Below are 12,031 nucleotides of genomic sequence, written 5' to 3'. Positions count from 1 at the left end.
GAATCATGCACGAGTGGTTTGTGCTGGCGAACGCTCTGTTCGCCATTCTGTTGATCGTCCTGTTGATCATCTATTTCAAGGTCAACCCGATGATCGCGCTGATCGCCGGCCCGCTGTACCTGGGGCTGTCGTCCGGGCTCGGCTTCGGCCCCACCATCGAGGCCATCACCGATGGCTTCGGCGACCTGATGGGGAAGATCGGCCTGCTGATCGGCTTCGGCGTGATGATCGGTGCGTTCCTGCACCGCATGGGCGCCTTCCAGCAGGTGGTGCGCCTGCTGGTGCGCACGTTCAAGCCGACGCAGATGCCGTATGCGTTCGCCACCATCCTGACCTCGATCTTCCCGCCCATCTATACCGATGTGCTGCTGCTGATGTCCGCGCCGCTGGCCCGTGCCACGGCCAAGCGCATCGGTGGCGACGCACTCCCGAAGATGGCCGGTGCGGTGGGCGTGGGCATCTACCTGGCACTGACCATGGTGGTGCCGGGCGTGGCGGCGCTGGCGCTGTCGGCGGTGCTGGACGTGGAGCTGGGCACGATGCTGCTGGTCGGCCTGGCGATCGCGATCCCGACCGTGTTCCTGACCCTGTGGGGCTTCCATTTCCTGCTGCGTCGCGGCTTCTGGAATCCGGAAACCGACGAACTGCCTGATGACCAGGCACCGGCGGTGGTTGCCGCCGAGATCAAGGACGAGGACAACGCGGTGCCGCTGAAGCTGTCGCTGCTGCCGATCATCGTGCCGCTGCTCATGATCGCCACCGGCGCGCTGGATCGCGCACTGGGGCTGGACATCCCGGCGCTGGCCGCGGTGGGCAACTCGACCTTCGCGCTGTTCTGCGGCCTGGTGCTGGCCTTCGTGATCGCCCGCTTCACCGTGCCCGCGCACGACCGCAGTGGCGCGGTGACCGATGCGTTCAAGGAAAGCGGACAGATCCTGCTGCTGACCGGCGTGGCCGGTTCGCTGTCGGCGGTGGTCGCCACCACCGGGCTGGGCGACATCCTGTCCGGTTACTTCAGCGCCAACTCTGCTGCGCCGCTGCTGCTTGTGTGGGTCGTGGCCGCCATCCTGCACATCGCCATCGGCTCGGTGTCGGCCTCGGCGATCACCGCCGCCAGCATGCTGGCCCCGGCGCTGCATTCGCTGGATGTGCCGCCGGTGCTGGTGGCGTTGGCCGCAGGCTCCGGCTCGCTGTTCCTGGTGCATGTCACCAGCAACACGTTCTGGCTGATGCAGACCACCTTCGGCATGACCCTGCGCGGCACGCTGAAGACGCTGAGCCTGCCGGTGTCGCTGGCCTCGGTGGTGTCGCTGCTGCTGATCCTGGCAGCCAGCGCGATCTTCTGACCGATCCTTTGTCCTACTTGTGTACGGCGGAGGGGCCGGACTCATGAACATCACACGCAATGCGATCCTGATCGCCTTCGGACTGGCCAGTGCCCCTGCACTGGCCGCCGATGGCGAAGGTTTCCTGGCCGGTGCCAGCGCGGACCTGACCGCGACCAACTTCTACTACAACCGCGATTTCCGCAGCGGCAGCGGCCAGGGCAAGCGCGAAGAATGGGCGCAGGGCTTCGTGCTGGATGCGCGCAGCGGCTATACGCCGGGCGTGGTCGGCTTCGGCATCGATGTACTGGGATTGGCCGACTTCAAGCTGGATGGCCTGCAATCGGAAGTGGGCACCGGCATCCTGCCTTATGACGAGGACGGTGCGCGCTCGGCTTTCGGCCGTATCGCGCTGACCGGCAAGGCCAAGGCGGGTCCGGCTGAACTGCGCGTAGGCAGCCACATCGCCTCGGACCTGGTACTGAAATCCAATACCAGCCGGCTGCTGCCGCAGACCTTCGAAGGCGCGTCGCTGGGCGCGGCATGGGATAACGGCGTGGAGCTCGGCTATGCGCGCTACGACCGTTCCTGGTATCGCGACGGCACCGAGCGGGTGGACCTGACCATCACCAACAAGGACCGCCGCTTCAGTGGCACGCCCGATGCCGATGGCTTCGAGCTGGTCACCGCGTCATGGGCGCCGGATGACCGTTTCACGTTGCATTACGAGCACGGCGAACTGCGTGACCTGTATCGCCAGCAGGTGGCGTCGGTGGCGTTCAAGCAGCCGCTGGAACGCGGCAAGCTGAGTACGGAAGTGCGCTATTACGTGTCCGATGACGTGGGTCCCGCGCTGGCCGGGGTGGTCGACAACCGGGCGTTGAACGCCCTGGTGGCCTGGCAGGTCGGCGGGCAGGAATTCGCGGTGATGTGGCAGGACATGAACGGTGACACCGCGATGCCGTTCGTCGGTGGCACGGACGGGAATGTCTTCAACTGGACGTTCATCAACGACTTCATGGAACGCGATGAGCGCAGCTGGCAGCTGCGTTACCAGCTGGACGGCAAGCAGATCAACCTGCCGGGCCTGAAGTTCCTGGTGCGTTACGTGAAGGGTGACAACGCCCGCCCGGCCACGTTCAGCGGCGAGGGCCGGCAGTGGCAGCGGGATGTTGAAGTCGGCTACACGTTCCAGAGCGAAGCGTTGAAGCACTTGTCGGTGCGCTGGCGCAACGGCTTCTTCCGTTCCAACTACCAGCGCGATGCCGAAGAGAACCGCGTGATGGTGGTGTATGACGTACCGCTGTGGGCAGGCCAGGGCTGAAAGCGCGGAGCAACGTCAACGTCAACTTCAACTTCAACGTCAAGAGCGTGCAGGGCGGGTGGTTGGCGGGACGGGGTGGGTTGGCGGGGGACGGCAGGAGCCGCTCCTGCGGGCCTCGTTTCGCGCCCTCCATGGCGCGGGACCACGCCATCGCATTCGCGCTGTCGCTCCCACGCTTTGCTGCGCAAACCGCGGGCCCCCTCTCACCAGCACCCACACCCCGCCGCTTCGCGGCCGCCCCTGACTCAGGGGCTCCCTCCACCCGTCCCCCGGTGCTCTGGTAGCGCCGAAGGCAGCGGCAGGAGCCGCTGCCAACGTCGCTTGCGACGGCCCGCAGGGTGCCGGTCAGGACGACCGGCATACCCATGGTCGGCGGATGGTGGGGGAATGGGGTCCGATGGATTCCCCCGGCCATGGGTCGGCGCTACCGCTTTTTCATTCTTTTTCTACGCGGGGGGCGGCCACCGGAACCTGTCAGGGGCCGTGCGACAAGGCCACGGGGCCCCTTGGTAGCGCCGACCCATGGTCGGCGGATGGTGGGGGAATGGGGTCCGATGGATTCCGCCGACCATGGGTCGGCGCTACCGCCTTCCATTCTTTTTCCACGCGGGGGCGGCCACCGGAACCTGTCAGGGGCCGGGCGACAAGGCCACGGGGCCCCTTGGTAGCGCCGACCCATGGTCGGCGGATGGTGGGGGAATGGGGTCCGATGGATTCCGCCGACCATGGGTCGGCGCTACCGCCTTCCATTCTTTTTCCACGCGGGGGCGGCCACCGGAACCTGTCAGGGGCCGGGCGACAAGGCCACGGGGCCCCTTGGTAGCGCCGACCCATGGTCGGCGGATGGTGGGGCAATGGGGTCTGATGGATTCCGCCGACCATGGGTCGGCGCTACCGCTTTTTCATTCTTTTTCTACGCGGAGCGCAGCGCCGGAACCTTTCAGGGGCCGGGCGGGGAGGCTGTGCGGGGGCGTCGAGCGCCATGGATGGCGCGAAACGAGGCCCGCATGGATGCGGTTTTTGCCGTCCCCCGCACAGCCTCCCCGCCCGGCCCACCCCCAGATACAACAACGCCACCCGCGAGGGGGTCCCACCCGTTCGACCAGCCTACTTGCTGGAAACGTACTTCTCGCGGCGGATCTGCGGATTGCCGAGCCCTGCCAGCTTCAACGCATCCACGCAGGCATCCACCATGTCCGGGTTGCCGCACAGGTAGGCGATGTCCGTGGCGGCATCCGGCGCAAGATCGGCCAGCTGCTGCTGCACGTAACCATGGCGGACGTCCGGCCCGGGATCGGCGGGCAGCTCGCGCGACAGGCACGGGATATAGCGGAAGTTCGGCTGCGACGCGGCAAACGCCTCGAAATCCTCGCTGTACAGCAGCTCGGCCGGGCTCCGGGCGCCCTGCAGCAGGACCACCTGGACGCCGCGTTCGGCCATGGCGGCGGCCAGCAGGGGCAGCATCGAGCGGTACGGGGTAACCCCGGTGCCGGTAGCGATCAGCAGATAGCGGCCATTGTGGTCGCCCGGCTGCAGGCAGAACCGGCCATACGGGCCGCTGGCGCTGAGCTGGCCGCCGATGTCCAGGCCTTCGAACAGCGCCGTGGCGGCACCGCCGGGAACGAAACTGACTGCGATATCCACCGCCTCGCCCGGCCCCAGCGCATGGTCGTGGAGGGTCGCCAGCGAGTAGCTGCGCTTGGTTTCGGTGCCGTCGGCGTACTGGAAATGGACCTGGATGAACTGGCCAGGCTGGAAATCCAGCGGCTGGCCGTCGTCGCGGAGGAACTGGTAATGGCCTACGGTCGGCGCCAGCATGCGGCGGTCGACCAGCTTCATGGGAAATTGGACTGGCACGGCAGTGGGAACAGTGTGTAGCCGGGGCAAGCCCGTGGGGGGATCTATAATAGCCCTCCCTGCACTCCTCCATGCGCCACCCGCAGGCGCAAAGGCTTTCCGCTTGGCTTCCCTGAACAACAGCGCGCCCGCCCTGCGCGTGCGCGACCTGCGCAAGACCTATGACAACGGCACCGTCGCCCTGAAGGGCGTGTCGCTGGAAGTCGCTCCCGGCGATTTCTTCGCCCTGCTGGGCCCCAACGGCGCCGGCAAGTCGACCCTGATCGGCATCGTCAGCTCGCTGGTGAACCTCAGCGACGGCCAGGTGGAGGTGTTCGGCACCGATCTGGTGGGTGAACGCAGCGCCTCCATGCGGCTGATCGGCCTGGTGCCGCAGGAGATCAACTTCAACCTGTTCGAAAAGCCCTTCGACATCCTGGTCAACTACGCCGGTTTCTATGGCGTGGACCGCGCCGAGGCGGAAAAGCGCGCCGAGGAAGAGCTCAAGCGCGCCCACCTGTGGGAGAAGGCGCAGGTGATGAGCCGCACCCTGTCCGGCGGCATGAAGCGCCGGCTGATGATCGCCCGGGCGATGATGACCCGGCCGCGCCTGCTGATCCTGGATGAACCGACCGCCGGCGTGGACATCGAGATCCGCCGCGACATGTGGCGGGTGCTGAAGGAGATCAACACCGCCGGCACCACCATCATCCTCACCACGCATTACCTGGAAGAGGCCGAACACCTGTGCCGCAACCTGGCCATCATCAACCACGGCCAGATCGTCACCCAGGGCCCGATGCGTGAACTGCTGGCCAAGCTGGACGTGGAGGGCTTCCTGTTCGACATCGACGGCACCCTGCCCGCCGAGCTGCCGCAGATCGAGGGCGCCACGCTGATCGCCACCGACGGGCACACGCTGGACGTGGACATGCCGCGCGCGATGGACCTCAACCGTGTATTCGCCGCACTCAACGCCTCGGGTATCCGCGTGCGTTCGATGCGGACCAAGAGCAACCGCCTGGAGGAGCTGTTCGTGCGCCTCACCGGCACCCCGGAGAACGTGGCATGAGCAGCACCCCGACCCCCGTCCTGACCGATGGCCAGCGCAACCGCATCGCCCTGGCGACCGTGGTGCGCCGCGAAGTGGCGCGCATCCTGCGCATCTGGGGCCAGACCCTGGTGCCGCCGGCGATCACCATGACCCTGTACTTCCTGATCTTCGGCGGACTGATCGGTTCGCGCGTCGGTGAGATGGGCGGCTACAGCTACATGCAGTTCATCGTGCCGGGCCTGGTGATGATGAGCGTGATCCAGAACAGCTACGGCAACATCAGCTCCTCGTTCTTCGGCGCCAAGTTCGGGCGCCACGTGGAGGAACTGCTGGTCAGCCCGATGCCGAACTGGGTGATCCTGTGGGGCTACGTGGCCGGCGCGGTGCTGCGTGGCCTGATGGTGGGCGTGATCGTGCTGATCATCGCCATGTTCTTCACCCCGGTGCGCATCCCGCATCCGCTGGTGACGCTGACCACGGTGCTGCTGGGCGCGACGATCTTCTCGCTGGCCGGCTTCATCAACGCGGTCTACGCGAAGAAGTTCGATGACGTGGCGATCGTGCCGACCTTCATCCTGACCCCGCTGACCTACCTGGGCGGTGTGTTCTATTCGGTGAAGCTGCTGCCCGGCTGGGCTGAAGCCGCAACCCACGCCAACCCGATCTTCTACATGGTCAACGCCTTCCGCTACGGCCTGCTGGGCACCAGCGACGTACCGCTGTGGGTGGCCTATGCGCTGATGCTGGGCTTCGTGGTGGCGCTGACCTTCGTGGCACTGTGGCTGCTGCGCCGTGGCGTCGGCCTGCGCAGCTGAGGGAAGACGCCGGGCCTGCGGCCCGGCACCCTGCCTTGCAGGCAACTGCACTGCAACTGCAACGTCAAAGGCAACTGCGGCTGGGATGGTTGCCGGGTGGGGGGTGCGGGGCCTTGAGCGGCAGGAGCCGCGAAGAGCTACATGGACGTACCTGCGCGTGCCCCGCGCCCCCCACCCGCACGACCCAGCCCGATACCCCTACCGACCAGCAAGACCAGCACGACCGGCACGACGGCCCGGACACGCGCGAAACAGGCACAATCCCCACAGCGATTCCTGACAACGTGGTGAGACTGCAATGCGCATCCTGATCCTCGGCGCCGGCGGTACCGGTGGCTACTTCGGCGGACGCCTGGCCCAGGCCGGCGTGGACGTCACCTTCCTGGTACGCCCCGCCCGTGCGGCGCAGCTGCAGCGCGATGGCCTGGTCATCCGCAGCCCGCTCGGCGACGCCGCTTTCCCGGTGCAGCAGGTCACCGCCGATGCACTGCCGGCGCTGGTCGCCGGGCACCCGTTCGACCTGGTCCTGCTGAGCTGCAAGGCCTACGACCTGGACAGTTCCATCGAGGCGATCGCGCCGGCGGTGGGACCGCGTACCAGCGTGCTGCCGATCCTCAACGGACTGCGCCACTATGCCGCGCTGGATGCACGCTTCGGCCGCGACGCGGTGATGGGCGGACTGTGCTTCATCAGCGCGACCAAGGCCGAAGACGGTTCCGTGCAGCACCTGGCCAAGCCAGCCCGGCTGACCTTCGGCGAGCGCGATGACGTCGGCCTCAGCGCCCGTGTGCTGGCCTTCGCCGCTGCCTGCGTGCAGGGCGGCGTGGACCACACCGCCAGCGAAAAGATCGGACAGGAACAGTGGGTGAAGTACACCTTCCTGACCGCGCTTGCGGCCGCCACCTGCCTGCGGCGCGCGGATATCGGCAGCATCGTGGCCACGCCGGGGGGCGAGGATTTCCTGCGCGCGCTGTACGCCGAATGCGTGGCGGTGGCCGAAGCCACCGGTGAACCCATCCCCGAGCCGGCGCAGGAGACCGCGCTGGCCGCGCTGACCCAGCCGGGCTCGGCACTGAAGGCGTCGATGCTGCGCGACCTGGAAGCCGGGCAGCAGGTCGAAGCAGACCACATCGTCGGTGACATGCTGGCGCGTGCGCGCAGCTTCGGCCAGCAGGCTCCCTTGCTGGCACAGGCCTACGACGCCCTGCAGGCCTACCAGGCGCAGCGCGCGGGCTGAGCATCGTGGCAGACCTGCCGAAGCGGATCTTCATCCTGGGGCTTGGCTACAGCGGCCAGGCCATTGCCCGCCGCCTGCTGGCGCTGGGCGTGGCGGTGGACGGCACGGTGCGGGAGCCGGCGGCACACGCCATCGACGGCCTGGCGCGGCACCGACTTGCCAGCGACCAGCCCGTCGATGCCACGCTGCTGGAGGCCCTCGGCCGCGCCGATGCCGTGCTGTGCACGGTGCCGCCCGATGCCGATGGCGATCCGGCCATGCGCCTGGTGCGTGCCGCACTGGCCAGCAGCAGGGCGCTGCGCTGGGTCGGGTATCTGTCGTCCACGGCAGTCTACGCAGGCCGCGACGGTGGCTGGGTCGACGAGGCGTCGCTGGCCGATGGCAGCTCGCCGTCGGCGCTGCAGCGGCTGCATGCCGAACGGCAGTGGCAGGCGCTGGCCAGCGAACGGGGCATCGACTCGGCGGTGTTCCGGCTGCCGGGTCTGTACGGTCGCGGCCGCAACGCGCTGGTGCAGTTGGCTGCCGGACGTGCACGCCACGTGGTACGTCCCGGGCTGGTCTTCAACCGGCTGCATGTGCAGGACCTGGCCGATGTGGTGGTCGCGGCCCTGCAGCACCCCCGGCCTGCCGGACGGTATCTGCCGGCCGACGACGAACCGGCCCCGCCACAGCAGGTGCTGGCCTATGCCGCGCAGCTGGGCGGGTATGCGCTGCCGGCGCAGCAGCAGTGGGACGATCCGGCGGTCAGCCCGTCGCTGCGGCGGTTCTACGAGGGCAACAAACGTATCGACAGCCGCGGCACGCGCGCGATGCTGCAGTGGCAGCCGCGCTTTCCGAGCTACCGCGAGGGACTGCAGGATGCGTGGGAACACGGGGATGGGCAGCGCTTGCCCGCAGGGGCCTGACGACCAACGGTCGTCACTAACCAGAACCAGCGATCGTCACTGAACGGAACCAGCGGTCGTCACCCACCAGAACCGCCGGTGGTCGCCCACCAGCCTGCCGGGATCAGCCCGGCAGTCGGAAGAATGCGCGCGCAGCGGCGGTGGTGGTAGCCGCCGCGACGTCGGTCGCTTCACCGCGGTCGCGGGCCAGCTCTTCCACGATATGTGCCAGGTACATCGGCTCGTTGCGGCGGTCCTTGGGCATCGGCTTCAGCGAGCGCGGCAGCAGGTACGGCGCGTCGGTTTCGATCATCAGGCGGTTCGCCGGGATGTGCTTGACCAGCTCGCGCAGGTGCGCGCCGCGGCGCTCGTCGCACAGCCAGCCGGTGATGCCGATGTACCAGTCCTGGTCCAGGTAATCGAACATTTCCTGGCGTTCACCGGTGAAGCAATGCACCACCGCCGCGCCGATGCGGCCCTCGAAGTTCTTCATCTGCGCCATGAAATCGGCGTGCGCGTCGCGCTGGTGCAGGAACAGCGGCTTGCGCGCACCGTCGGCCGCGGTGACCTCGGACGCCAACTGCAGCTGGCGCTCGAACGCACGGTGCTGCGCAGGACGCGGCGAGAAATCGCGGAAATAATCCAGCCCGCACTCGCCCACCGCGACCACTTCCGGGTGCGCATGCAGCGCGCGCATTTCCGCGTCGCATTCGTCGGTGTAGTCCACCGCATGGTGCGGGTGGACGCCGGCGGTGGCATACAGGAAGCCGGGGTGCTGGCGCGCCAGCTGCAGCGCCAACGGTGAATGTTCGCGGCTGGCGCCGGTGATCACCATCTGCGCCACGCCGGCATCGCGCGCACGCGCCAGCACAGCATCGCGATCGCGGTCGAAGGAGTCGTGGGTGAGGTTGGCGCCGATATCGATCAGTTGCATGGTCATCGCAGTGGGGAACGCCGGCTCATTGTACCTGCCGGCCCCATGGCCCCTTATCCTTGTGCGATGAGCACCCCGCACTTCCCGATTTCCGCGCTGCTGCCGCAGGTCAAGGACAGCCTCGACCAGCACCGGCGACTGGTCCTTGAAGCCCCGCCGGGCGCCGGCAAGACCACCCAGGTACCGCTGGCGCTGCTGCACGCGCCGTGGCTCGCCGGGCAGAAGATCATCCTGCTGGAACCGCGCCGGGTCGCCGCGCGCAGTGCCGCCCAGTTCATGGCACGGCAGCTGGGCGAGGAGGTCGGCGACACCGTGGGCTACCGCATCCGCTTCGAGAACAAGGTCTCTGCGCGCACCCGCGTGGAGGTGGTCACCGAGGGCATCCTGACCCGCATGCTGCAGGACGATCCGATGCTGGAGGGCATCGGTGCGATCGTGTTCGATGAGTTCCACGAGCGCCACCTCAGCGGTGATCTCGGCCTGGCGCTGGCGCTGGACGTGCAGGCGCAGCTGCGCGACGACCTGCGCCTGGTGGTGATGTCGGCGACGCTGGACGGCGAGCGGCTGGCGCGCTTGCTTGATGCCCCGCGCCTGTCCAGCGAGGGCCGCAGTTTCCCGGTGGAGGTCTCGCACTTCCCCGCCCGCCGCGACGAAGCCCTCGACCTGCAGGTGCGCCGCGCGGTGCAGCAGGCGCTGGCCACCCATCCCGGTGACGTGCTGGTGTTCCTGCCCGGGCAACGCGAGATCCAGCGCGTGCTGGCGGGCCTGCAGGACACCGTGGATGCGGCCACCGAGGTGCTGCCGCTGCACGGCGAGCTGCCGGTGGAACAGCAGGGGCGCGTGCTGCAGCCTGCGGCCGATGGCCGCCGCCGCGTGGTGCTGGCCACCAACGTGGCCGAATCATCGGTCACCCTGCCCGGGGTACGCGTGGTGATCGACAGCGGGCTGGCGCGGGAGCCGCAGTACGACCCCAACAGCGGCTTCACCCGGCTGGACGTGGTGGCCGTGGCGCAGGCGTCGGCCGACCAGCGCGCCGGGCGTGCCGGCCGCGTGGCAGCCGGTTGGGCATGGCGCCTGTGGCCGCAATCACAGCGGCTAGAGCCGCAACGCCGGGCGGAAATCGAACAGGTCGAATTGACCGGGCTGGCCCTGGAACTGGCGGCGTGGGGCAGCAGTGACCTGCGCTTCGTGGACGCGCCACCGGCCGGGCCACTGGCCGCCGCGCGCGAGCTGCTGCAGCGCTTGGGCGCGTTGTCGCCCACCCATGCGATCACCGCACAGGGGCGGCGGATGCTGGCGATCGGCACCCATCCGCGGCTGGCGGCAATGCTGCTGGCCGCAACCGCCGGCACCGAGCAGGCATTGGCGGCCGATGTCGCCGCCCTGCTGGAAGCGCGTGATCCGCTGCGCCAGGGCGGCGACGCGCTGGCACCCCGCTGGCGCGCACTGGCGGCGTTCCGGAGTGGCCGCGCGCCACATGAGGCGAACCGCGGCGGATTGGCCGCCATCGATGCAGCAGCGCGACAGTGGCGGCGACGCCTGCGCTGTGACGCCGCGCCGCCGTCGAGCATCGAAGCGCACCAGCTGGGTGACCTGCTGGCGCATGCGTTCCCGGACCGCATCGCCTTCCGCCACCCGAACGATCCGCTGCGCTACCTGCTGGCCAACGGCCGCAGCGCGCGCCTGCACGAGCTGAGCGACCTGCGCGGCGAACCCTGGCTGGTGGCCAGCGAACTGCGTTTCGAGGCGCGCGATGGGCTGCTGCTGCGCGCCTCGCCAGTGGATGAGCAGTACCTGCGCCGCGTGTTCGCGTCGCGCTTCGTCAGCGAAGACATCGTGCGCTGGGACGCCGAGCGCCGGGCGCTGGTGGCGCTGCGCGAAAGCCGCTTCGAACGCATCGTGTTCGACAGCCGATCGGCCGGACGCGTCGATCCGGCGCATGCCGCCGCGGCGCTGACCGAGGCGGTGGCCGAACTCGGCCTGCAGGCCCTGCCGTGGACCGACGGCCTGCGGCAGTGGCAGGCCCGGGTGGAAGGACTGCGCCGCTGGATGCCCGAGCTCGGACTGCCCGATGTCAGCGACGCAGCCCTGCTGGCCAGCCGCGCGGCATGGCTGCAGCCGGCCTTCGCCGGCAGGACGCGCCTGGACGCGCTGGATGAAGCCAGCTTCGGCGAGGCGCTGAAGACGCCGCTGGACTGGTCGCAGCGACAGCTGGTGGACCGCCATGCGCCGACCCGGATCAGTGTGCCGTCCGGCCTGGAACGTGGCATCAGCTACAGCCTGGACAGCGAATCCGGCGAACCGCTGCCCCCGATCCTGGCGGTGAAGCTGCAGGAGTTGTTCGGGCTGGCCGACACGCCCCGCATCGCCGACAACCGTGTCGCGCTCACCCTGCATCTGCTCTCGCCGGGCGGTCGCCCGCTGCAGGTCACCCAGGACCTGCGCAATTTCTGGGCGAACACCTATGCCGAAGTAAAAAAGGAAATGAAGGGGCGCTACCCCCGCCATCCGTGGCCTGACGACCCGTGGACCGCGACGGCCACGCACCGTGCCAAGCCGCGGGGTACCTGACAGGCTGAACGGGGGCTGCGGCCTCACGCCCCATCCGAGCCTGACTGACAT

At 68.5% G+C, this 12,031-nt stretch carries 9 protein-coding genes; 7 read left to right on the top strand and 2 right to left on the bottom strand.

Going from position 1 to position 12,031, the window contains the following annotated elements:
• Positions 1–5: 5 nt before the first annotated feature.
• Positions 6–1,346, top strand: coding sequence for an SLC13 family permease (locus QE373_RS00880; protein WP_309682501.1), 1,341 nt, complete (start codon positions 6–8; stop codon positions 1,344–1,346).
• Positions 1,347–1,389: 43 nt separating this feature from the next.
• Complete coding sequence (locus QE373_RS00875; protein WP_309682498.1) at positions 1,390–2,649, top strand: OprD family outer membrane porin; 1,260 nt, start codon at positions 1,390–1,392, stop codon at positions 2,647–2,649.
• A 1,107-nt stretch (positions 2,650–3,756) separates the two neighbouring features.
• Here the strand turns inward: QE373_RS00875 and QE373_RS00870 are convergent.
• Positions 3,757–4,506, bottom strand: coding sequence for an FAD-binding oxidoreductase (locus tag QE373_RS00870; RefSeq protein ID WP_309682495.1), 750 nt, complete (start codon positions 4,504–4,506; stop codon positions 3,757–3,759).
• Between the two features lie 103 nt (positions 4,507–4,609).
• Between QE373_RS00870 and QE373_RS00865 the strand changes: the two genes are divergently transcribed.
• The 4 genes from QE373_RS00865 (at position 4,610) to QE373_RS00850 (ending at position 8,496) form a co-directional block, all read left to right on the top strand.
• Complete coding sequence (locus QE373_RS00865) at positions 4,610–5,557, top strand: ABC transporter ATP-binding protein (protein WP_057687599.1); 948 nt, start codon at positions 4,610–4,612, stop codon at positions 5,555–5,557.
• The gene (locus QE373_RS00860) at positions 5,554–6,354 is read left to right on the top strand and encodes an ABC transporter permease (RefSeq protein WP_042612435.1); all 801 of its coding nucleotides are present in this window, start codon (positions 5,554–5,556) and stop codon (positions 6,352–6,354) included. The genes QE373_RS00865 and QE373_RS00860 overlap by 4 nt, the downstream gene beginning before the upstream one ends.
• Before the next feature lie 298 nt (positions 6,355–6,652).
• Positions 6,653–7,591, top strand: coding sequence for a 2-dehydropantoate 2-reductase (gene panE / locus QE373_RS00855; protein WP_309682487.1), 939 nt, complete (start codon positions 6,653–6,655; stop codon positions 7,589–7,591).
• A 2-nt stretch (positions 7,592–7,593) separates the two neighbouring features.
• Positions 7,594–8,496 carry an NAD-dependent epimerase/dehydratase family protein gene (locus QE373_RS00850; RefSeq protein ID WP_309689493.1) on the top strand — a complete coding sequence of 301 codons (903 nt, stop codon included), beginning with the start codon at positions 7,594–7,596 and terminating at the stop codon, positions 8,494–8,496.
• Positions 8,497–8,599: 103 nt separating this feature from the next.
• Here QE373_RS00850 and QE373_RS00845 read toward each other — a convergent pair whose 3' ends face one another.
• Positions 8,600–9,409, bottom strand: a complete 810-nt coding sequence (locus QE373_RS00845) for a TatD family hydrolase (protein ID WP_057507169.1) — start codon at positions 9,407–9,409, stop codon at positions 8,600–8,602.
• Between the two features lie 66 nt (positions 9,410–9,475).
• Between QE373_RS00845 and hrpB the strand changes: the two genes are divergently transcribed.
• A complete protein-coding gene (hrpB, locus tag QE373_RS00840) occupies positions 9,476–11,980 on the top strand; it encodes an ATP-dependent helicase HrpB (RefSeq protein ID WP_309682484.1) in 2,505 nt (834 codons plus the stop codon).
• Positions 11,981–12,031: the final 51 nt, after the last annotated feature.

Source organism: Stenotrophomonas sp. SORGH_AS_0321 (genome assembly GCF_031453215.1).
GTDB lineage: Bacteria > Pseudomonadota > Gammaproteobacteria > Xanthomonadales > Xanthomonadaceae > Stenotrophomonas > Stenotrophomonas chelatiphaga.
This window is presented reverse-complemented; position numbering and strand designations above follow the sequence as displayed.

Excerpts from the sequence above, each read along its gene's own strand:
- QE373_RS00880 (WP_309682501.1), top strand. The coding sequence starts at position 6 with ATGCACGAGTGGTTTGTGCTGGCGAACGCTCTGTTCGCCATTCTGTTG.
- QE373_RS00875 (WP_309682498.1), top strand. The coding sequence starts at position 1,390 with ATGAACATCACACGCAATGCGATCCTGATCGCCTTCGGACTGGCCAGT.
- QE373_RS00860 (WP_042612435.1), top strand. The coding sequence starts at position 5,554 with ATGAGCAGCACCCCGACCCCCGTCCTGACCGATGGCCAGCGCAACCGC.
- panE (WP_309682487.1), top strand. The coding sequence starts at position 6,653 with ATGCGCATCCTGATCCTCGGCGCCGGCGGTACCGGTGGCTACTTCGGC.
- QE373_RS00845 (WP_057507169.1), bottom strand. The coding sequence starts at position 9,409 with ATGCAACTGATCGATATCGGCGCCAACCTCACCCACGACTCCTTCGAC.
- hrpB (WP_309682484.1), top strand. The coding sequence starts at position 9,476 with ATGAGCACCCCGCACTTCCCGATTTCCGCGCTGCTGCCGCAGGTCAAG.